General features: G+C 73.9%; 19 protein-coding genes. 13 read left to right on the top strand and 6 right to left on the bottom strand.

What is annotated here, in order from left to right; genetic code table 11:
* Positions 1 to 172 precede the first annotated feature (172 nt).
* Entirely contained in the window at positions 173 to 1,090 is a 918-nt protein-coding gene (locus KSNIM_RS32460) for a DUF6891 domain-containing protein (RefSeq protein WP_263106724.1), read from the top strand.
* A gap of 132 nt (positions 1,091 to 1,222) precedes the next feature.
* On the opposite strand, the gene KSNIM_RS32465 is transcribed toward KSNIM_RS32460, so the two are convergent.
* Entirely contained in the window at positions 1,223 to 1,738 is a 516-nt protein-coding gene (locus tag KSNIM_RS32465; RefSeq protein ID WP_263106725.1) for a hypothetical protein, read from the bottom strand.
* 315 nt (positions 1,739 to 2,053) lie between these two features.
* Between KSNIM_RS32465 and KSNIM_RS32470 the strand changes: the two genes are divergently transcribed.
* The 3 genes from KSNIM_RS32470 to KSNIM_RS32480 all read left to right on the top strand — a co-directional run bounded on the left by KSNIM_RS32470 (position 2,054) and on the right by KSNIM_RS32480 (position 4,364).
* A complete protein-coding gene (locus tag KSNIM_RS32470) occupies positions 2,054 to 2,728 on the top strand; it encodes a hypothetical protein (RefSeq protein ID WP_263106726.1) in 675 nt (224 codons plus the stop codon).
* Positions 2,729 to 2,910: 182 nt separating this feature from the next.
* Positions 2,911 to 3,411 carry an RICIN domain-containing protein gene (locus KSNIM_RS32475; protein ID WP_263106727.1) on the top strand — a complete coding sequence of 167 codons (501 nt, stop codon included), beginning with the start codon at positions 2,911 to 2,913 and terminating at the stop codon, positions 3,409 to 3,411.
* A 176-nt stretch (positions 3,412 to 3,587) separates the two neighbouring features.
* A complete protein-coding gene (locus tag KSNIM_RS32480) occupies positions 3,588 to 4,364 on the top strand; it encodes an MBL fold metallo-hydrolase (RefSeq protein WP_263106728.1) in 777 nt (258 codons plus the stop codon).
* 96 nt (positions 4,365 to 4,460) lie between these two features.
* On the opposite strand, the gene KSNIM_RS32485 is transcribed toward KSNIM_RS32480, so the two are convergent.
* On the bottom strand, positions 4,461 to 5,858 hold the full coding sequence (locus KSNIM_RS32485; protein WP_263106729.1) for an FAD-dependent oxidoreductase: 1,398 nt from the start codon (positions 5,856 to 5,858) through the stop codon (positions 4,461 to 4,463).
* Positions 5,859 to 6,141: 283 nt separating this feature from the next.
* On the opposite strand from KSNIM_RS32485, the gene KSNIM_RS32490 reads away from it, so the two are divergent.
* Positions 6,142 to 6,615, top strand: coding sequence for a hypothetical protein (locus tag KSNIM_RS32490; RefSeq protein ID WP_263106730.1), 474 nt, complete (start codon positions 6,142 to 6,144; stop codon positions 6,613 to 6,615).
* Between the two features lie 7 nt (positions 6,616 to 6,622).
* Here the strand turns inward: KSNIM_RS32490 and KSNIM_RS32495 are convergent, their stop codons facing one another.
* The 4 genes from KSNIM_RS32495 to KSNIM_RS32510 all read right to left on the bottom strand — a co-directional run bounded on the left by KSNIM_RS32495 (position 6,623) and on the right by KSNIM_RS32510 (position 9,327).
* Complete coding sequence (locus KSNIM_RS32495; RefSeq protein WP_263106731.1) at positions 6,623 to 7,282, bottom strand: class I SAM-dependent DNA methyltransferase; 660 nt, start codon at positions 7,280 to 7,282, stop codon at positions 6,623 to 6,625.
* Between the two features lie 9 nt (positions 7,283 to 7,291).
* Positions 7,292 to 8,605 (bottom strand): RNA polymerase sigma factor, encoded by a 1,314-nt coding sequence (locus KSNIM_RS32500; RefSeq protein WP_263108207.1) that lies wholly within the window; start codon positions 8,603 to 8,605, stop codon positions 7,292 to 7,294.
* A 2-nt stretch (positions 8,606 to 8,607) separates the two neighbouring features.
* Complete coding sequence (locus KSNIM_RS32505; RefSeq protein WP_263106732.1) at positions 8,608 to 9,009, bottom strand: YciI family protein; 402 nt, start codon at positions 9,007 to 9,009, stop codon at positions 8,608 to 8,610.
* A gap of 144 nt (positions 9,010 to 9,153) precedes the next feature.
* Complete coding sequence (locus KSNIM_RS32510) at positions 9,154 to 9,327, bottom strand: hypothetical protein (protein ID WP_263106733.1); 174 nt, start codon at positions 9,325 to 9,327, stop codon at positions 9,154 to 9,156.
* A gap of 547 nt (positions 9,328 to 9,874) precedes the next feature.
* Here KSNIM_RS32510 and KSNIM_RS32515 point away from each other — a divergent pair.
* The 8 genes from KSNIM_RS32515 to KSNIM_RS32550 all read left to right on the top strand — a co-directional run bounded on the left by KSNIM_RS32515 (position 9,875) and on the right by KSNIM_RS32550 (position 19,902).
* A complete protein-coding gene (locus KSNIM_RS32515; protein ID WP_411543808.1) occupies positions 9,875 to 12,133 on the top strand; it encodes a hypothetical protein in 2,259 nt (752 codons plus the stop codon).
* Between the two features lie 238 nt (positions 12,134 to 12,371).
* Positions 12,372 to 13,874 carry a GT4 family glycosyltransferase PelF gene (pelF, locus tag KSNIM_RS32520; RefSeq protein WP_263108210.1) on the top strand — a complete coding sequence of 501 codons (1,503 nt, stop codon included), beginning with the start codon at positions 12,372 to 12,374 and terminating at the stop codon, positions 13,872 to 13,874.
* Positions 13,871 to 15,445, top strand: a complete 1,575-nt coding sequence (locus KSNIM_RS32525; protein ID WP_263106734.1) for a hypothetical protein — start codon at positions 13,871 to 13,873, stop codon at positions 15,443 to 15,445. The genes pelF and KSNIM_RS32525 overlap by 4 nt, the downstream gene beginning before the upstream one ends.
* A 140-nt stretch (positions 15,446 to 15,585) precedes the next feature.
* Positions 15,586 to 16,587 carry an SDR family NAD(P)-dependent oxidoreductase gene (locus KSNIM_RS32530; protein ID WP_263106735.1) on the top strand — a complete coding sequence of 334 codons (1,002 nt, stop codon included), beginning with the start codon at positions 15,586 to 15,588 and terminating at the stop codon, positions 16,585 to 16,587.
* Positions 16,588 to 16,628: 41 nt separating this feature from the next.
* Complete coding sequence (locus KSNIM_RS32535; protein WP_263106736.1) at positions 16,629 to 17,342, top strand: sugar phosphate nucleotidyltransferase; 714 nt, start codon at positions 16,629 to 16,631, stop codon at positions 17,340 to 17,342.
* Positions 17,343 to 17,345: 3 nt separating this feature from the next.
* Entirely contained in the window at positions 17,346 to 18,278 is a 933-nt protein-coding gene (locus KSNIM_RS32540) for an NAD-dependent epimerase/dehydratase family protein (protein WP_263106737.1), read from the top strand.
* Positions 18,278 to 18,988 carry a spherulation-specific family 4 protein gene (locus KSNIM_RS32545; RefSeq protein ID WP_263106738.1) on the top strand — a complete coding sequence of 237 codons (711 nt, stop codon included), beginning with the start codon at positions 18,278 to 18,280 and terminating at the stop codon, positions 18,986 to 18,988. The genes KSNIM_RS32540 and KSNIM_RS32545 overlap by 1 nt, the downstream gene beginning before the upstream one ends.
* On the top strand, positions 18,985 to 19,902 hold the full coding sequence (locus tag KSNIM_RS32550) for an endo alpha-1,4 polygalactosaminidase (protein WP_263106739.1): 918 nt from the start codon (positions 18,985 to 18,987) through the stop codon (positions 19,900 to 19,902). The genes KSNIM_RS32545 and KSNIM_RS32550 overlap by 4 nt, the downstream gene beginning before the upstream one ends.
* The last annotated feature ends 13 nt before the right edge of the window (positions 19,903 to 19,915 follow it).

Below are 19,915 nucleotides of genomic sequence, written 5' to 3' on the forward strand. Positions count from 1 at the left end.
AGCCGCGGGCCGGTCCGCGCGGTCCGCCGTGCCGCGGGCCGGTCCGCGCGGTCCGCCGTGCTGACGCGGAGTCCGACGGCGGGAGGCTCCCGGCCCGGCGCGGGTCGGGGCGGCCGGGGAGCGGCGCCGTACCCGGGGAGGTGCTGTCCGGAGGGTGTGCGAGAGTCTGCGCATGCTCGAGATCGTGGTGGAGACGGAGAACGGGGAGCGGCACGTCAGGGTGCCCGCCGACGGCCTGGCCGGGCTGGTCCGGCGGATCGGCGCCGAGGGCGACCGGTACCTGGTGGTGCGGCGGATACCCGACCTGCCGGACGTGTACGCCCAGGTCTGGCACAAGGCCGGCGGCGACTACCAGCTGGAGCACCGCGACGGCAGCGCGGACCGGCACTTCCAGGCGATGGTCGACGACCCCGCGACGGTGATCGCCGCGATGACCGGCTGGGCGGCGCAGGAGCCCGGCTGGGACGCCGGACCGGACTGGACCCTGCTGGACATGGGTCCCGCCCCCGAGGTGCCGCCGCTCGACCTCGACGAGGAGGAGCACGCGGAGCTGGAGGCGTGCGTCCGCACCGAGCTGCTCCGCGGCTACACCACCCGGGCGCGGCTGGCCGAGACCGCCGAGTACCACCTGGTCAGCGGGGACCGCCGGCCCGTCTCCCGTGCGCAGGCGCAGGCGCTGGCCGACCGGATGTGGAGGGAGCGGGTCGCCGAACAGGCCGCCTGGCGGGGCGAGACCGACCCCGAGCGGCTCACCCGGGCCTTCGCCGCCCTGCAGGATTCCGGCATCACCGCCCGCGAGAACTTCACCTGCTGCCGCAGCTGTGGCCAGACCGAGATCGGCGCCGAGGGCGGCCCCGACGCCCGGGGATTCGTCTACTTCCACTCGCAGTGCACCGATTCGGCCGCCGAGGGCCACGGGCTGATGCTGCTCTACGGCGGCTTCGACGGCTCGGCCGGGACGACCGCGGCGATCGGCCACGAGGTGGTCGCCGCCCTGCAGGCGGCCGGGCTGACCACCCGGTGGGACGGCGACCCCGGCCTCGCGATCACCGTCACCCCGCTGGACTGGCGCCGCCGACTGATCGGCTAGGAGCTGCCTTCAGAGGCATGGGTGATCACCACAGGGGCGCGTGGGGGGACCTCCCGGCCTTCGCCGGGAGGTCCCCCCACGCGCCCCCATGAGGAACCCGTACCCCCTCAGGGGCACACCCGGTGTGGGTGCTCAGTCCGGGACTTCGGCGAGGGTGCGGAAGTCGCGTGCGTGGGAGGCGAGTTCGGCCGGGCCGAGGCTGCCGTCGGCGGTCGCCTCGGCGTAGTGGCGAGCATGCTGCCGTCCACCCGGACGCACTCGCCGAGGCCGCCGCACTGCTCCGGCAGCACCCGCAGGCCATCGCGCCGCCCGGGCCCCGGGGTCGACGGGGCGCAGGCCGTCCACCGGCACGCCGGACCGGGCGGGGCCGTCGACGTGCTCGTGCAGGGAGCTCGCGGGGTCGAAGACGTGCTGGTGGCGGCCGACCGCGGAGTGCTGTGCCGTCCGGTTGTCGCCGTACCGGGCGCCGATCGGTCCGAGGCCGTGGGAGACGCCGGTCCGGTGGGCGCCGAGCGGTCCGAGCGACTGCGTCACGGTGACCGCCGTCCCCTTCGCCGTGACCGGTCCGTCGCGATGGGCGGGCAGGGAACGGAACGTCTGCGGGGCCACGAAGCGGCAGGCGCCCAGGGCGGCGATTTCTCCCGGCACGCGCAGCCGAGTCCGGCCGCGGCCAGCAGGACGGCCGCCAGCGCCGCGGCGCCGGCCGCCCGGCCCGGGCCTCGCCGTGTGCTCGGGCGCTCCGGTGCGCCGGGCTGCTCGTCGGCCTCGTCCTGCGGTGTGTCGGACACGGTTCCCCCTGGTGTCGGCCGCCCCGTCGGCTGCCGCCGAGGGCACCGGACGCCCGGGCACGAGGGCAAGACCGATTGCCCGGATCGTCCGCGGTCGTCCGCGGTCGTCCGCAATTCTCCGCCCGGATCGCTATCGGCCGAAGGACTGTCAGCGGGGTGTGGCACAGTGCTGCGCATGGAGAACGACCTGCACGGCGAGGCCCTGATCGAACGCGTCATCGCCAAGGTGAGCGCGGACGGCTGGGAGACCGCCGACATGCCGGACCTGGACGGCGAGCCGGTGCCGCTGCCCGCCGAGACCATCGCCGCCCTCCGGCTGCCGGACGGCCGGCCGCTGCCGCCGAGCCTGCGGCGCTGGCTGGCCTTCGACTCCTCGCTCCCGGTGGGCCTCGGCTGGTACCCGGAGGCCAGGACCCCCGACCTCGCGGGCGGCGCGCTCTCGGAGACGGTGGACGAGCTGTACGGCTTCGACACCGGCGAGGCGGTGTGGTCGGCGATGTTCGCCGAGTTCGAGCCGCTTCTGCCGGGGCGCTGCCTGCCGCTGGTGGGCGGCTGCGACTCGCGCCGGCTGCTGTACCTCGGCGAGCCGGACTCGACGGGCGAGTACCCCGTGCTGGTGACCGACATCGACGACCTGCCCTACGTGGCGGTGATGTACCCGGGGCTGGACGTCTACCTCGCCGACGAGGCCGGCGTCCTCGACCTGGACTTCGACACGTACACCGGGCTGATGGACCATCCGGTCTACGGCGCCCGGATGCGCGAGCACGCCGAGCGGACGCGGCTGGGCACCGAGGGGCTGGAGATCCAGGACCTGTACGCCCAGGACGCGGAGGCGGAAGGGGCCTGACGGCCCGTACGCGCACTCCGGTGCCCGCCCGGCCGAGCCGCCGGGCGGGCCGCTCCGCAGGTGGGGCGATTTGTGCCGATCTAGCATCGTTCGAGAACGGAATTGGCGCGGCGTCAGGCCGTCCGGTCCGTGCCGCTGCCGTCCCCGCGGTCTGCGGACCCCTCTCGAAAGGACCCACCGCCGTGCGCGTGCCCAGCCCCGCGAGACTCCTTCTGCCGACGCTGGCAGTCGCCCTGGCAGTGCCGCTGCTGACCGCCGTGCCCAGCGCGGCCGCCGCCCCGGCCGTCTTCGGGGCGCTCGTGCAGTTCAAGAGCGCCAAGTTCGGCACGTGCATCTACGACACGCCCGGCGGCGGGAACAACTACCGGCTGCAGGCCTGCCACGAGGACGACCTGCGGCAGCAGTTCGCCCGGGAGGTGCTCGGCGACGGCTCGGTCGTCTACAAGGGCGTCGCCTCCGGGCAGTGCCTGGACACCAACGGCACCGCCGCCTACGCCCACACCTGCAACACCAGCGGCTACCAGCACTGGTGGGAGAAGAACAAGGCAGGCTCGGTGATCACCCTGCAGAACCAGCAGACCCTGCAGTGCCTCGACACCGACGGCGACTACGTCTACGTCCACGACTGCGGTGAGCTGACCAACCCGAACCAGCGCTGGCAGCTCGTCACCCTGCCGTCCTGACCCGGATCCCGCCGGTGCCCGGACCCGCCCCTGCAGCGTGGCCCGGGCACCGGGGTGTGTCCGGGTGCAGCCGGGCCGCATCCCCCGATCGGGGGGATGTGCACCGCCCCGGGAACAACCGTGCTCGCTGCGGGCTTGTCCCCGGTGTACGGGACACCGGCCGAAGGGGAGCCTCCATGACCACGCTGACCGTCCGTTACATCGGCGGCCCGACCGCCGTCCTGGAGCTCGGCGGCCTCCGGCTGCTCACCGACCCGACCTTCGACGGCCCGGGCCCCCACCCGGTCGGCACCCGGACGCTCACCAAGACGGCCGGCCCGGGGCTGCCGCTCGCCGAGGTCGGGCCGGTGGACGCCGTGCTGCTCTCGCACGACCACCACCCGGACAACCTGGACGCCTCCGGGCGCCGGCTGGTCACCGGCGGTGCGGTGCCGACGGTGCTCTCCACCGGCTCGGCGGCCGACCGGCTCGGCGGGGCCGTCCGGGCGCTGCCGAACTGGCAGCACACCGTGCTGACCCGGCCCGACGGCGGCTCGCTCCGGGTCACCGGCGTGCCCGCCCTGCACGGGCCGCAGGGTAGCGAGCCGCTGGTCGGCGAGGTCACCGGCTTCGTGCTGTCCGGCGGCGGCCTGCCCACCGTCTACGTCAGTGGTGACAACGCCTCGCTGGACATCGTCCGCGAGGTCGCCGACCGGGTCGGCCCGATCGACGTGGCGCTGCTCTTCGCCGGCGCCGCCCGCACCCCGCTGATCCCGGACGCGCCGCTCACCCTGACCAGCGCCCAGGCCGCCGAGGCCGCCGGGATCCTCGGCGCCCGCCACGTCGTCCCGCTGCACTTCGAGCACTGGACGCACTTCACCGAGGACGGCGACTCGCTCGCCAAGGCGTTCGACGCCGCCGGCCTGGCCGACCGCCTGCACCGGCTCGCGCCCGGCGGCCTGGCCCGGTTCTGAGCACGGCGACGGCCCGTACGGGGGCGGCGGGTGCCGCTGCCGTACGGGCCGGCCCGGTGCGTCCGGCCGCCGTGCGTCCGGCCGCCGTGCGTCCGGTCACTGCGCGGCGTCGGTCTCACGTCCGGCCGTCAGCGAGCTGCCGGAGGCGCGCAGCATCTCGTCGCGGGGGACGACCTTGATCCGCTCGCGGCCCTCGCGCTCGCCGAGCGCCTTCTCGTGGGCATCCAGCAGCTGCCAGCCCTCCCAGGTGGTGTAGTCGACACCGCGCTCCTCCAGGAAGGCCACCACCGCGTCCTCGGCCGGCGACTCGGCGAGCCGCAGCAGGCCGGCCCGGTGGTCCTCGACCAGGCAGGCGACGGTCTCGTTGGCGTCGCCCTTGGTGTGGCCGATCAGGCCGACCGGACCGCGCTTGACCCAGCCGGTGACGTAGGTGGAGGGCAGGTGCGCCCCGGCCTCCAGCACTCGGCCGGCCTCGTGCGGGACGGTCGCCGTCATGCTGTCGAAGGGCAGCTTGGGCAGCTCGTCCGAGCGGTAGCCCACGGCGCGGTACACCGCCTCGACGTCCCAGTCGCGGAAGATGCCGGTGCCCGTGGTGTCACCCGTGCCGTCGAGGGCGGTGCGCTCGGTGCGCAGACCCACGACCCGGCCGTCCTCGCCGAGGACCTCCACGGGCGACTCGAAGAAGTGCAGGTGGATGCGGTGCGGGCGGTCGCCGATGTCGCGGATCGCCCAGTTCTCCAGGGTGGCCGCCACCATGTCGGCCTGCTTGTTGCCGCGCCGGGTGGCGATCGAGCCGTCGTCGTAGTCGATGTCCTCGGGGTCGACGACCACCTCGATGGTCGGGGAGTGGTCGAGTTCGCGCAGCTCCATCGGGCTGAACTTCGCCTGCGCCGGGCCGCGCCGCCCGAAGACGTGGATCTCCACCGCCTGGTTGCCGGCCAGCCCGTCGTACACGTTGGCCGGGATCTCGGTGGGCAGCAGCTCGTCCGCCGTCTTGGCCAGGATCCGGGCCACGTCCAGGGCGACGTTGCCGACACCGAGCACCGCGACCTTCCGGGCCTCCAGCGGCCAGGTGCGGGGCACGTCCGGGTGGCCGTCGTACCAGGAGACGAAGTCGGCGGCGCCGTACGAACCGTCGAGGTCGATCCCGGGTATCCCGAGGTCGCGGTCGGCCACCGCGCCGGTCGCGAAGACCACGGCGTCGTAGAAGCGGTGCAGCTCCTCCAGGGCGAGGTCGCCCGGGTAGTCGACGTTGCCGAAGAAGCGGACCTGCGGCTTGTCGAGCACCTGGTGCAGGGCGGTCACGATGCCCTTGATCCGCGGGTGGTCGGGCGCCACGCCGTAGCGGATCAGCCCGAACGGGGCGGGCAGCCGCTCCAGGATGTCGATCGAGACACCCGGGTCGGCGGCGATCTCGGACTTGAGCAGGGCGTCGGCTGCGTAGACGCCGGCGGGGCCGGCTCCGACGATCGCGACCCGGACGGGGCGGGACATGGCGGCATCCTTCGGCAGGGGCGGGCCGCGGACGGCCCGGGAACGGACGGCGGAGAGGTTTCCGAGTGCCACCCTCGCTGCCGCGGACGTTCCACGGTACATACCTCTGCTTTATGTACCCATAGGTTTGACTTATGGGTGGCCCCGGCACCCTCCGGAGCCGGCCCCTCCTGGCTGCGCCGTGCCGCCGCGTCACGCTACCCCCGCCGCCCGGCGGACGGCGGACGGGCGGCTCTTCATTCAGGGCTCGGCAGGAGCGGGGCCGGCGTTGTTGGATTCCACCGTGGCACCCCTGTCGCGGGTGCCGCCGGCCGCGTGGTCGCGCCGTTCGAACTTCGACGCCTGGGAGGGCAATCTCGTCCTCACCGGCGACCCGGTGCACGGCGGCCTGCGCCTCGGCGGCCTCATCGACGGCGAACGAGCCTTCTTCGGCGACCCGCTCGCCGAACTCGTCGGCCTCGACCCGCTCGGCACCCCCGAGGACGATCCCGACCTGATGGCCGGTTGCCGGGGCATCGCCCCCGGCCTGCGCACCGACACCGCCGGAGCCCGTGCACGCCTGGCGCTCTACCGGATCTACCTGGCGCTGGTCATGCGGGTCGAGGGCGCACCCCGCGGCTACGCGCCCGAGCACACCGACTGGCTGCTCTCCTGGTCCGCCGGGCGGATCGAGGAGCAGCTGGCCGTTCTGGACGGCCTCCCCGGCCTCGACACGCCCCGCGGGCCGGGGCCGGGCGCGGCGGCCGCCGACGGGTGACCGGGCGTCAGCCGGCGACCGGGCGGCGGACGAGCAGCTGCGCGTGCGGGGTCCGCTCGCCCTCGTACGGCTCGCGGACCAGCCGGGCGACCTCGGTGAGGCCGGCCTCCCGGAGCAGCGCGGCGAGCGCGTCCGGCCACCAGCGGTAGGCGGGTGCGACCTTGTGGTCGTAGGCGGTGACCGGGGGGAGGGGCCCGTCGCCGGACTGGACGGCGACCAGCAGGTGACCGCCCGGCGCCAGCAGCCGGTGGAACTCCGCGAACACCTCCGGCAGCTCCTCGGGCGGGGTGTGGATCAGCGAGTAGTGGGCGAGGATGCCGCCGAGCGAGCCCTCCGCGAGCCCCGTGCCGAGCATCGGCCCCTCCGTGAAGCGCAGCTGCGGGTACCGGGACCGGGCGATGGCCACCATGGCGGGCGAGACGTCGATCCCGAAGGCGTCGAGCCCCAGCCCGTGCAGACGGGCCGTCACGTGCCCGGGCCCGCAGCCGAGGTCGGCCACCGGCCCGCCACCCGCCTGCAGCACCAGCTCGGCGAGGGCGTCGATCATCGCCCGGTCCAGCGGACGCGCCCCGAAGTCGTCGGCGAACAGCTCGGTGTAGCGGACGGCCACCGCGTCGTAGGCGGCCCTGGTGGTGTCGAGGTGGTCGGTGCCCGTGCTCTCCGTCATGCGCGCAGGCTATCCGTCGGGCCGGACGGCCAGGTGGGCTGCAGCCCGGTCCGAGGTGAAGCCCGTCCGGGGCGGGGCTCCGTCCGAGGCGAGGCGGGCGGCTCGGAGGGTGAGGTAGTGGCGTTCGGACAGGTTGGTGGCGCGTTCGGCGGCGGCGCGGTAATCGGCGAGGGCGGCCCGCCGGTCGCCGGCCATCTCCTCCAGGTGGGCGCGTGCCGCGTGGAGCCGCTGGTGCCCGGCCAGGGCGTCGGGTGTGTCGAGCCGGGCGAGCAGGTCGAGCCCCGTCCGCGGGCCGTGCACCATCGCGGCGGCCACCGCCCGGTTGAGCCGGACCACCGGGTTGTCGGCGAGCCGCTCCAGCACCCCGTGCAGGGCGAGGATCTGCGGCCAGTCGGTCTCCTCGGCGGTGGCGGCCTCGTCGTGCACGGCGGCGATCGCGGCCTGTACCTGGTAGGGGCCGACCGGTCCGCGCGGCAGGGTGGCGGTGATCAGGGCGGCGCCCTCGGCGACGGCGGCGGCGTCCCAGCGGCTGCGGTCCTGCTCGGCGAGCGGGACGAGTTCGCCGTCCGGCCCGGTGCGGGCGGCGCTGCGGGCGTGGGTGAGCAGCATCAGGGCGAGCAGTCCGCCCGCCTCGCTGCTGTCCGGGACGGCCCGGTGCAGGGCCCGGGCGAGCCGGATCGCCTCCCGGGAGAGGTCGGTGCGCTGCAGATCGGGCCCGCTGCTGACGGCGTAGCCCTCGTTGAACACCAGGTACAGGACGTGCAGGACCAGGTCGAGCCGGTGCGGCAGTTCCTCGGCGGCGGGCATCGAGAACGGTACGCCCGAGGCCTTGATCCGCTGCTTGGCGCGGCTGATCCGTTGCCCCATGGTGGGCTCCGGCACCATGAAGGCCCGGGCGATCTCGGCGGTGGTGAGCCCGCCCACCGAACGGAGGGTGAGCGCGACGGCGGCGGCCGGCGGCAGCACCGGGTGGCAGCAGAGGAAGAGCACGGTGAGCGAGTCGTCCCGGTCGGCGGCGCCGTCCTCGTCGGCGGCCGGTGCGGTGCGGCGGTCGTCCGGCTCGCGTGCGGCCACGGTCTCCTCGCGCCGACGGCGTGCGGCCTCACTGCGAACCCGTTCGGTCATCCGGCGGGCGGCGACCTGGACGAGCCAGGCCTGCGGGTGGTCCGGCAGGCCCTGCTCGGGCCACTGGACGGCGGCCGCGAGCAGGGCCTCCTGGACGGCGTCCTCGGCGGCGTAGAAGTCGCCGTACCGGCGGGTGAGCAGGCCGACGACCCGCGGCGCGAGTTCGCGCAGCAGGTCGTCGACGGCCGGGCCGGACAGGGTCAGAGCTCCGCGGGCGGGGCGGCCATCACCTGGCGCACCTCGATCGCCATGTTCAGCGGCTCGCCGCCGGGGCCGGGCGCGGAGGAGGCGTGCGCGGCGATCTCGATCGCCCGCTGCTCGGTCTCGCAGTCGACGATCCAGTAGCCGGCCAGGAACTCCTTGGTCTCCGGGAAGGGGCCCTCGGTGATCAGCGGACCGGCGGCGCCCGAGGCCCGGACGATCTTCGCGGTGTCCGGGAAGGCCAGGCCCTGGCCGTCCACGAACTCGCCGTCGGCGACCAGCTTCTCGTTGGTGGCGGCCATGAAGGCGATGTGCGCCTGCACGTCCTCCTCGGCCCACTCGGTGATCGCCGGGAAGTCGGTGTTCCGCGCACTGAACTGCATCAGCAGCATGTACTTCATCGTTCTCTCCTCGCGCCGTACGGGCGGCCCCGGGGCGGGGCGCCGTCACAGGTGGGTAGAGGCCGACGGCGGGATTTCGACAGTCCCGGCCGGGATTCCGCGGAGGATCTCGGGGCCGGTCCTGCCGGGCTCCCCTCGCGCGACCTACCGGAGGTCGGCGCGGCGGGCGCGGCCCCACCAGGAGAGGAAGGTGTCGAGTGCCTGGCCCGTGCCGGCCGGGGTGGGCCGCCGGTGCCGGGGCAGCGACCACGCACGGGCCTGCTCGGCGAGGTCCCGGGGCGAGCAGGAGCAGCCGGCGGAGGGGGAGCACGGTGTCATGGACGTGGCCTTCCCATGCACTGTCGCGGTCTCGTCACAGAACCGTACCGGTGGCGCAACCGCGTTCCGATTCTGACGCGCCGTCGGTAGCGGAACGTCGCGCTCCCTTTGTGAGGCCCGAGAGGTGGGCGGTGCGGCTCCCCGGCGCTTCCTGAGCCCTTCCTGGGAGTCGAGCCGGTGCACGGACGGCTCCGGCACGGTACGGTGTGCCGGGTCGAGCGGGCCGCAGGGAGTGCGGGCTACCCCGCGGTCACCTGGGAGTTTGCTGAGTGGGGAGCGCGGGAGGCGCACCGGGTGGGTACGTGTGAAATGGCAAATGACCTATGTGCTGATTATTCGACAACTTTGCACTCTCCTGGGTGATTCGGTGGATGCGACTGGGGCGGATGGTCATACGATGTGCGGCGGGGGATGACGTTGCGCGGCGCCCTGGAGCGCCGCGTTTTTGGTGACCACACGTACACCGCAATGCGCACTCGCACATCGCACGATCCGGACGGCGACTCTCAGCGCGACCCGCGCGCCGTCCGAGGGGGAGGGACACCTCATGGGGCGTAGAGCCCGAATTGCCGCTGCCTGCACGGTGGCGGGCCTCGTCATGACGCTGGCGCCGATGCCCGGCGCGTACGCGGCCACGACTCCCAGGATCGACCTGCGGCTGCTGGTCGTCGACGACGGCGGACCGGCCGTCGGCGCGATCGTGGCCGAACTCGACAGCACCGGGGTGCCGTACACCCGGATCGACCTCGCCTCGGCGGGCCGTCCGACCATCGCCGCCGCCTTCCTCAGCGACACGCTGAACGGCGCACCGCGCGCCAAGTTCCAGGCCGTGGTGATGCCCAGCGAGAGCCCGGCCGGCCTGAGCAGCGCCGAGCTCACCGCACTCGCCTCCTACGAGGCGCAGTTCGGCATCCGCCAGGTCGACGCCTACACCTACGCCGGTGCGAGCGTCGGCCTCAACTGGGGCACCCTGCCCGGCGCCTACGCCGGCACCCTGGACGGCGTCCAGGCCCAGGTGACCACCGCCGGCAAGTCCGGGCCGTTCGGCTACCTCGAGGGCGGCATCACCTTCGAGGACAACTCGCCGTCCGTGTCGGAGAGCTACGGCTACATCGCCACCCCGCTCGCCCAGCAGGCCGCCGGCGCCACCTTCACCCCGTACGTGGAGGCGCCGATCCCCGGCACCGACACCCGCGGTTCGCTGGTCGGCGAGTACGCCCACGACGGCCGCCGCGAACTGGTCGTCACCTTCGTCTACAACGCCTACCAGCGGCAGTACCGGCAGCTCGCCCGCGGCATCGTCGAGTGGGCCACCGAGGGCATCCACCTCGGCTACGACCGCAACTACTTCGCCCTGCACGTCGACGACGTCTTCATGTCGGACGACCGCTGGGACACCGTCCTCAAGTGCACCCCCGGCGACGTGACCTGCCCGCCCGGCAGCAACCCGGAGGAGCACCCCAGCCGGATGTCGGTCGCCGACGCCCAGTACCTGAAGCAGTGGCAGCAGGACCACAACTTCAAGGTCGACCTGGCGTACAACGGCGGCGGCTCCGAGGACTTCAAGGCCGACGGCAACAGCACCGACCCGCTGGCCGCCCAGCTGATCGCCGACCAGTCCGCCTACCGCTGGATCAACCACACCTACCAGCACCAGTTCCTCGGCTGCGTGCAGGACACCACCGTGGTGCCGTGGCGCTGCACCACCAACGCCAGCGGCCAGACGGTGTGGACCAGCCAGGCCGACATCACCTCCCAGATCACCAACAACCGCACCTGGGCGGCGAACAACGGCCTCACCAACGTGGACAACACCGAGCTGGTCACCGGTGAGCACTCCGGCCTGGTCACCAACCCGCAGCAGCCCACCGACAACCCGTACCTCGCGCCGTCCGTGAACAACACCGGCACCCGCTGGCTGGCCAGCGACGCCTCCCGCGAGCACGACCAGCGGGCCGTCGGCAACGCGCTCACCGTCCCGCGCTACCCGCTCAACGTGTTCTACAACGCGGCGAAGACGGTCGAGGAGGTGGACGAGTACAACTGGATCTACACCTCCCGCGCGCAGGGCGGCAGCGGCATCTGCGAGGACAACCCGGCCACCAGCACCTGCCTGCCCACCCCGCTGGACGTGAACACCGGCTACACCGACTACATCGTCCCGCTGGAGGCCCGACTGGCCGTCAACCGGGCGATCAACAACGACCCGCGGCCGCACTTCGTGCACCAGTCGAACTACGCGGAGGACCGCATCGCCTACCCGGTGATGGAGCGCATCCTCAACGACTACGACGCCCTGTACGCCTCGGACACCCCGCTGGTGAACCTCCGCCAGAAGGACATCGGCGTCGAGCTGCAGCGCCGCGCGCAGTGGAAGAACGCTGTGAACTCCGGCCAGGTCACCGCCTACCGGATCGGCGACACCGTCACCGTCAGCGCGCCGTCGGGCGTCCTCGCCGAGGCCACCATGCCCACCGGTACCGTCCAGAAGCAGCTGATCGGCTCGACCGCGTTCGGCTCCGCCTACGCCGGGCAGCTGTCCGGCTGGGTCGGCCCCGGCCTCACCCAGGTCAACGTCACGCTGAAGCTGCCGGCCGGCGAGGTGCCGGCGCAGACGGCCATGACGGCCCTGCGCACGACCATCGCCAAGACGGTCGCGAGCCTCCCGGTGCCGAAGGGCGTCAAGACGCCCGTCCCGGCCGGCCCGGCCGCGAACGGCACCACGATCAACAAGCTCACCGCCAAGAGCACCAAGGCAGCGTCCACGTCGACCGCGACGCAGGGCGGCACCCGCAGCGCCCGCTGATCCGACCGGACGGCAACCGCCGCCGGCCGCCCCGGGCCGGGGAGCAACCCTCCCCGGCCCGGGGCACCGGCCAGCACCACGCGCACCATCACCGCCCGCCTGCCCGGGGGCGGGATTTCCTGGGGGGGAATCCATGAACACACGTCTGCACGCCGTGCCCGCGGCCGGGACCGAGCCCGACGCGCCGGGCGCGGCACGCCCGGCCGACCTCGCGCACCTGGTCGGCACCCGCGTGACCATGCTCACCGAGGGCACCTACCCGCACAGCCACGGCGGCGTCAGCGTCTGGTGCGACCAGCTCGTCACCGGCATGCCGGAGACCGAGTTCCGGATCATCGCGATCACCGGCACCGCGGGGCAGCCCCTCTCCTGGGACCTCCCCGGCCACGTGACCGACGTCCGGGCCGTGCCGCTCTGGGGCCCCGCCCCGCCCGGCCAGGCACCCAAGGGCGCCGCCATGCGCGCCTTCCTCACCGGTTACGAGCGCTTCCTGCTCTCCCTGCTCGACCCGGCCGAGGAGGACGCCTTCGGCCCCGAGCTGTACATCCTCGCCGACCACGCCCGGGCCGGCCGGCTCAGCCCCGCACTGCGCTCCGAGGCCGCCCTGCGCGTCCTCGCCGACGTGTGGAACCGCCCCCACCTCGCCACCGCGGCCGCCAAGCCCAGCCTGCACGACGCCCTCACCGCCACCGAGCTCCTCGAGCACGCGCTGCGCCCCCTCGCCGCGCACCCCAAGCCCGGTGGCGTGCTGCACGCCGTCAGCGGCGGCCTCGCCGCGCTGCCCGGCCTGGTCGGCAACCACCTGCACGGCACCCCGTTCCTGCTCACCGAGCACGGCATCTACCTGCGCGAGCGCTACCTCGGCTACGGCACCGGCTACGCCTGGCCGGTCAAGGCGCTCGTCCTCGGCTTCTACCGGATGCTCGCCGTCGAGAGCTACGCACGGGCCGCCCTCGTCACCCCCGGCAACCGCTACAACCGCCGCTGGGAGGAGCGCGCCGGGACCCCCGCCGAGCGCATCCGCACCGTCTACAACGGCGTCGACCCGGAGGCTTTCCCACCCGCCGGTCCCGAGCCGGAGGTGCCTACTCTCAGCTGGGCCGGCCGGGTCGACCCGATCAAGGACCTGGAGACGCTGATCCGGGCCTTCGCCCTCGTCCACGCCGAGATACCCGGCGCCCGGCTGCGGCTCTTCGGCGGCACCCCCGCCGGCGGTGCCGCATACCGGGAGCGCTGCGAGGCCCTCGCAGCCGAACTGGGCATCGGTGACGCCGTGGTCTTCGAGGGCCGCGTCGACGACATCCGCGACGCCTACGCGGCGGGCAACGTCGTCATGCTGTCCAGCATCAGCGAGGGCTTCCCGTTCACCCTCATCGAGGCGATGTCCTGCGGCCGGGCCACCGTCTCCACCGACGTCGGCGGCGTCCGCGAGGCCGTCGGCGACACCGGCCTGGTCGTCCCGCCGCGCGAGCCCGAGGCGATGGCGAAGGCCGCACTCGAACTGCTCCGCGACGCCGACCGCCGCGCCGAGATGGGCCGCGGCGCCCGGATGCGCGTCATCGAGCAGTTCACCCTCCGCCAGACCATCGACTCCTTCCGCGACATCTACAGCGAACTCGACCGCCGCGACCGCTTCCGCGCGGCCCGCGACGACGGCCCGTTCGACTGGTGGTCGCCCGCCCGGCCCGAAGACGCCGAGACCGCCGGCGCCGCCCGCTCCGCCGTCGGAGCCGCCGGATGAGCACCCTGCTGAACCTCTCCGAGGACGGCCCCCGTCCCGAGGACACCGTCGTCCTGCAGCTGCCGCCGTCGCGCCGCAAGAAGGCCGAGCGGCAGGACGAGACGCTCGCCCTGCGCGTCCCGCGCCCCGAGGAGCTCACCGGCACGGCGGTCGGCACCCGCCACAACCCCGACGAGACCCTCGCCCTGCGGATCGTCGAGCCCGGCGCCGCCGAACGCGGCTCCGCCGAGCCCGTCCCGCTGCCCGAGGACCCGCTGGACGAACTCGCCGAACGGCTCGCCGACGTCTGCGCCCGCGCCGTCCACCCCTTCGAGATCGCCGCCGTCCTCGAGTCCGACGGGCTGACGGACGAACAGGCCGCCGTCCGCTACGGCCGCACCGACTCCTTCTCCATCGCCGAGGAGCTCTTCGCCCGCACCGAGCGGCGCCACCCCGCGCCGCCGGAGCCGCACGACCCCTGGCAGGCCGACCCGCTGCGCACCGTGCTGCGGGGCCTGCTGTTCGCCCTGCCCGGCCTCGCCTACCTGCCGACCGCGCGGTTCCTGCAGTCGGCCGGCGCCGGCAGCGCCCTCGCGCTGACCGCCCTGGTCGGCTGGGGCCTCAACCAGGCACTCGCCCACCGGGCGTACGCCTGGCGCTCCCTCGGCGCCCGGGCCGCGGTCGGCCGCAGCCTGCTGCGCGGCGGTCTCACCGCCACCGCGCTCGGCACCGGCGCGGCCGCCCTCGCGGGGGCCGACAGCGCCGTGCTGCTGTTCGCCGCCGGGCAGTCGCTCTACCTCGCCTCGGCCACCGTTCTCCTGGTGACCCGGCGGGCCAAGCGGCTGATGGGCGCACTCGCACCGACCACGGCCGGCGCGGCCGCCGCAATCGCGGTGGACCTGCCGAACTGGCTGCGCATCGCCGGACCGGCCCTCTCGCTCGCGCTCGCCGCCGTCTTCGCCGGCATCGAGATCGTGCAGCGGCTGAAGGCCGGCGACAGGACGCCGGAGGCGGGCGTACCGCTCGCCGACAGCCTGCCGCACGGCCTGTTCGGCTTCGCGGTCGGCGCGCTGGTGATCACCGCCTCTTTCGGCGACCCCTGGCGGCCCGCGGTGCCCGGCGGCGCCTCCGCCGCCGTCGCACTGACCCTCACCATGGGGCTCGCCGAGTGGCTGCTCTTCCGGTTCCGGAGCCGCTCGGTGACGGCGCTGCACACCAGCACCACCGCCGACCAGTTCCGCAACCGCACCGACCGCACGCTCGCCGGACTCATCGCCGGCTACCTCGCCGCGCTCGCCGTCCTCGGCACCGGCGCGGGCCTGCTCTGGACGGGAGCCCTCCCCGGCCCCGTCCAGCTCGCCGGACTGCTGCTGCTCGGCGCCCTGCTCTGGACGGCCCTGCTGCTCCAGGTCTTCGGCGCCGTCTGGCCGCCCGCACTGATATGTACCGCCGCCGCGGTCGCGGAGAGCACCGCCGGCGCACTGGACCCGGCCTGGGCCACCCCGGCCAGACTGGTCGCCACCGGCCTCGCCGTGGGCGCGCTGGTCCTCGCCGCCCGTGCCAGAACCGGCCGGATCACCGCCCACAGATGAGCCGCACCGCGGCCGTCTGACGCGCAGCCCGCCCGAGCGGGCCCGTGCCGCACCGACGGCACCCTCGAACCCCCCAACCGCGCACCCGTCCACGGGTCCGCGAGGCACACCCACACGTCCACACCACCGGAGGCTCTCCCATGAGCAGCACCACCACCGCCGCCGTCACCGGAGCCGAGGGCTTCATCGGCTCCCACCTGGTCGAGAAGCTCGTCGCCGACGGCCACCGCGTCCGCGCGATGGTCCAGTACAACTCCTTCTCGTCCTTCGGCTGGCTGGAGACCCTCAGTCAGGACGTGCTGGACAGCGTGGAGATCGTGCTCGGCGACGTCCGCGACCCCGGCTCGGTGACCGGCCTGGTCAAGGGCACCGACGCGGTGTACCACCTGGCCGCGCTCATCGCGATCCCGTACTCCTACCAGGCCCCGCACTCCTACGTGGAGACCAACGTCACCGGCACCCTCAACGTGCTGGAGGCCGTTCGCCACCTGGAGATCCCGCGCCTGGTGCACACCTCAACCAGCGAGACCTACGGCACCGCGCAGACCGTCCCGATCACCGAGGACCACCCGATCAACACCCAGTCCCCGTACGCGGCCTCCAAGGCCGGCGGCGACCGGCTCGCGGACAGCTACCACGCGAGCTTCGAGACCCCCGTGGTGACGCTCCGCCCGTTCAACACCTTCGGCCCGCGCCAGTCCATGCGCGCCGTCATCCCGACCGTGATCGGCCAGGTCGCGGCAGGGGAGCGCACCATCACCCTCGGCGACCTCCGCCCCACCCGCGACTTCCTCTACGTCAAGGACACCGCCGCCGCGTTCGCGACCGTCGGCACCGCCCCCGCCGAGCAGGTCGTCGGCCGCACCTTCAACGCCGGCACCGGCGGCGAGATCTCCGTCGGCGACCTGGTCACCCTGGTCGGCAAGCTGATGGACGCCGACCTGACGGTCCGTGAGGACACCGACCGCATCCGCCCGGCCGCCTCCGAGGTCATGCGCCTGGTCGCCGACGCCACCCGGCTGCGCGAGGCCACCGGCTGGGCCCCCGCCCACTCCTTGGAGGAGGGCCTGCTCCACACCATCGAGTTCTTCCGCGACCCGGCCAACCTGGCCCGCTACAAGACCGACCTGTACAACGTCTGACCCGCGCCCGCACCCACCGCACAAAGAAAAGGAGCACCAGCATGCACGCTGTCATCCTGGCCGGCGGCAAGGGCGTCCGCCTGCGCCCGTACACCACCGCGCTGCCCAAGCCGCTCGTGCCCATCGGTGACCAGCATGCCATCCTCGAGATCGTCATGCGCCAGCTCGTCGCGGCCGGATTCGAGAGCTGCACCCTCGCCATCGGCCACCTCGGCCACATCATCCGCGCGTACGTGGGCGACGGATCGCAGTGGGGCATCGACGTCTCCTACACCACCGAGGAGACCCCGCTCGGCACCATGGGCCCGCTGCTCACCATGCTCGACACCCTGCCCGAGCACTTCCTCGTCATGAACGGCGACGTCCTCACCGACCTCGCCTACGGCGACGTCCTCAAGCAGCACATCGACGCCGAGGCGCCGCTCACCATCGCCACCTACGCGCGCAAGGTCAACATCGACTTCGGCGTCCTCACCACCGAGCAGGGCCGGGTCACCGAGTTCCGCGAGAAGCCCAGCATGGACTACCACGTCTCGATGGGCGTCTACGGCCTCTCCAAGTCCACCCTCACCCGCTACACCCCCGGCAAGCCGCTCGGCTTCGACGACCTCGTCCTCGACCTGCTCGACGCCGGCACCCCGCCGCAGGCCTACGAGTTCAACGGCTACTGGCTCGACATCGGCCGCCCCGACGACTACGACCGGGCCAACGCCGACTTCCTCGAGAACCGCGACCTGCTGCTGCGGGGTGCCTGACCCATGGACGTCCTCGTCCTCGGAGCCACCGGCTTCCTGGGCGGCCACATCGCCGAGCACCTGCGCACCCTCCCCGGTGCGCGGGTGCTCCGCGCCGGCCACTCCTCCTCCGCCGACCTGCGGATCGACCTCGCGAACGAGACCGCCGAAGGCCTCACCGCGCTGCTCGCCGACCTCCGCCCCGCCGCGGTGGTGAACTGCGCCGGCGCCGTCACCGGCGACGCCCTGCTGCAGACCGGCCTCAACGCCCGCGGCCCCGCCGTGCTCGCCGCCGCCCTGCGCGCGGCGCTGCCCGGCACCCGGCTCGTCCACCTCGGCTCCGCCGCCGAGTACGGCGCCTGCGAGCACGGCAGCTCGCTCGCCGAGACGGCCGCACCGCGGCCCGGCGGCCTCTACGGCGCCACCAAGCTCGCCGGAACCCTGGCCGTCGCCGAGGCCGCCGCCAACGGCCAGGACGCCGTGGTGCTGCGGGTGTTCAACCCGATCGGCCCCGGCGCGCCCGGCACCTCGCTGGCCGGCCGACTGGCCGCAGAGCTCCGTCGGGCCGGCCCGGACGGCACCGTCACCGTCGGCGACCTCTCCGCGTACCGCGACTTCGTGGACGCCCGCGACGTCGCCCGCGCGGTGGGCGCCGTGCTCGCCGCCGCCCGGCCGCTCCCCCCGGTGCTCAACATCGCCGGCGGCGAGGCCCGCCCCGTCCGCGCCGTCGCCGACGCCCTGGTCGCCGCCGCGCAGTTCGGCGGCCGGATCGAGGAGCACGGTGCGGGCTCCGAACGCTCCGCCGCCGTCTCCTGGCAGCAGGCCGACATCTCCACCGCCCGCGCCCTGGGCTGGGAGCCGCGGATCACGCCCGAGGAGTCGCTGGCCGACCTCTGGCACGGCCTCAAGGCCGCCGCGCAGTACGGCCCGAACGACACCCCGGAGCGCGCCGCCTGATGGAGGAGCGACTGCTGGTACCGCTCTACGTGCACCCGGCCGAGGACCCGTCAGCCTGGCGGGCCCTCGTCCGGGCCGCTCCGCGCCTGTACGGAGTCGTCGTCAACGCCGCCGACGGCCCCGGCGAGGCACCCGACCCGGTGCTCGCCGAACCGGTCGCCGAACTCCGCGAGGCCGGGGTCCGCATCCTCGGCTACGTCGACACCGGGTACGGCCGCCGCCCGCACGCCGCCGTCGTCGAGGACCTCCAGCGCCACCGCGCCTGGTACGGCACCGACGGCGTCTACTTCGACCAGGCCTGCACCGACCCGGCCTTCCTGCCCTACCAGCGGCGGCTCACCGTCGCCGCGCGCGCCCTGGGCTGCGAGAGCGTCGTCCTCGGCCACGGCACCCACCCCGACCCGGCCTACGCCGACGGCGGGGTTGCCGACCTGCTGGTCACCTTCGAGGGAGACTGGCAGGCGTACGAGGCGGCGCCCGTGCCGCGCTGGACGGCCGACCACCCGCCGGGGCTCTTCTGCCACCTGGTGCACGGCGTGCCGTCCGGCCGGCTGCGCGCCGTCCCCCGCGAGGCCAGGCTGCGCGGCGCCGCCGTCCACTACGCGACACCGGGCGACGGCGACAACCCGTGGCGGACACTGTCGCCGGCCCTGACACCGGCCCTCGCGGGGCCCGCTCTGACGCCCACCCGGACGGAGACCGACCCATGACCCGCCGCCACCCCGCCGCCCTCGCCGCGGCCGCCCTGCTGCTCGCCCTCGCCGGATGCTCCGGCGGGGGCGACGACGACGGCCCCGACCAGGACGAGCCCACCGCGGCGCCGTCCGGGTCCGCGAGCGGCAGCCCCTCGTCGAGCGGCTCGCCGACCCCGGGCAACGACACCGCCCCCTCCGGCAGCCCCACCGGCGGCCGTCCGACCACGGCCGGCCGCTGGCAGCCCGCCCCGCGCACCGCCTGGCAGTGGCAGCTCGACGGCCGCGTCGACACCGGCGTCGACGTGCCGGTCTACGACATCGACGGCTTCGAGAACGACGCCGCCACGGTCGCCGCACTGCACGCCAAGGGCCGCAAGGTCATCTGCTACGTCAACGTCGGCGCCTACGAGGACTACCGCTCCGACGCCAAGAGCTTCCCCAAGGCCGTCCTCGGCGGGGCCAACGGCTGGAAGGGCGAGTCCTCGCTCGACATCCGGCGCACCGACGTCCTGCTGCCGCTGATGGCCAAGCGCTTCGACATGTGCCGCGACAAGGGCTTCGACGGCGTCGAGCCGGACCTCGTCGAGAACTACCGCGCCGACACCGGATTCCCGATCAACGCCAACGACCAGATCGCCTACAACAAGGCCATCGCCAAGCTCGCCCACGACCGCGGCCTCGCCGTCGGACTCAAGAACGACCTCGACCAGATCCCGGCCCTGGTCGGCGACTTCGACTTCGCCGTCAACGAGCAGTGCGCCGAGTTCGACGAGTGCGACGCCCTCAAACCCTTCATCGCCGCCGGAAAGGCCGTCTTCCACGTCGAGTACAAGACGCCCAACGACCGCTACTGCGACAAGAGCCGCCGACTCGGCCTCAGCTCCATGACCAAGCACCTGGAACTCGACGCCTGGCGGCAGCCCTGCTGACCCCCCTTCCGCC

This window comes from Kitasatospora sp. DSM 101779 (assembly GCF_025655475.1).
In the GTDB taxonomy this organism is placed as follows: domain Bacteria; phylum Actinomycetota; class Actinomycetes; order Streptomycetales; family Streptomycetaceae; genus Kitasatospora.

What these genes read in the sequence shown, in the direction of transcription:
- KSNIM_RS32515 (WP_411543808.1), top strand. Translation starts at nt 9,875, where the DNA reads ATGGGGCGTAGAGCCCGAATTGCCGCTGCCTGCACGGTGGCGGGCCTC.
- KSNIM_RS32505 (WP_263106732.1), bottom strand. Translation starts at nt 9,009, where the DNA reads ATGAAGTACATGCTGCTGATGCAGTTCAGTGCGCGGAACACCGACTTC.
- KSNIM_RS32535 (WP_263106736.1), top strand. Translation starts at nt 16,629, where the DNA reads ATGCACGCTGTCATCCTGGCCGGCGGCAAGGGCGTCCGCCTGCGCCCG.
- KSNIM_RS32540 (WP_263106737.1), top strand. Translation starts at nt 17,346, where the DNA reads ATGGACGTCCTCGTCCTCGGAGCCACCGGCTTCCTGGGCGGCCACATC.
- KSNIM_RS32525 (WP_263106734.1), top strand. Translation starts at nt 13,871, where the DNA reads ATGAGCACCCTGCTGAACCTCTCCGAGGACGGCCCCCGTCCCGAGGAC.
- KSNIM_RS32460 (WP_263106724.1), top strand. Translation starts at nt 173, where the DNA reads ATGCTCGAGATCGTGGTGGAGACGGAGAACGGGGAGCGGCACGTCAGG.
- KSNIM_RS32530 (WP_263106735.1), top strand. Translation starts at nt 15,586, where the DNA reads ATGAGCAGCACCACCACCGCCGCCGTCACCGGAGCCGAGGGCTTCATC.
- KSNIM_RS32545 (WP_263106738.1), top strand. Translation starts at nt 18,278, where the DNA reads ATGGAGGAGCGACTGCTGGTACCGCTCTACGTGCACCCGGCCGAGGAC.
- KSNIM_RS32510 (WP_263106733.1), bottom strand. Translation starts at nt 9,327, where the DNA reads ATGACACCGTGCTCCCCCTCCGCCGGCTGCTCCTGCTCGCCCCGGGAC.
- KSNIM_RS32470 (WP_263106726.1), top strand. Translation starts at nt 2,054, where the DNA reads ATGGAGAACGACCTGCACGGCGAGGCCCTGATCGAACGCGTCATCGCC.
- pelF (WP_263108210.1), top strand. Translation starts at nt 12,372, where the DNA reads ATGCTCACCGAGGGCACCTACCCGCACAGCCACGGCGGCGTCAGCGTC.
- KSNIM_RS32550 (WP_263106739.1), top strand. Translation starts at nt 18,985, where the DNA reads ATGACCCGCCGCCACCCCGCCGCCCTCGCCGCGGCCGCCCTGCTGCTC.
- KSNIM_RS32485 (WP_263106729.1), bottom strand. Translation starts at nt 5,858, where the DNA reads ATGTCCCGCCCCGTCCGGGTCGCGATCGTCGGAGCCGGCCCCGCCGGC.
- KSNIM_RS32480 (WP_263106728.1), top strand. Translation starts at nt 3,588, where the DNA reads ATGACCACGCTGACCGTCCGTTACATCGGCGGCCCGACCGCCGTCCTG.
- KSNIM_RS32495 (WP_263106731.1), bottom strand. Translation starts at nt 7,282, where the DNA reads ATGACGGAGAGCACGGGCACCGACCACCTCGACACCACCAGGGCCGCC.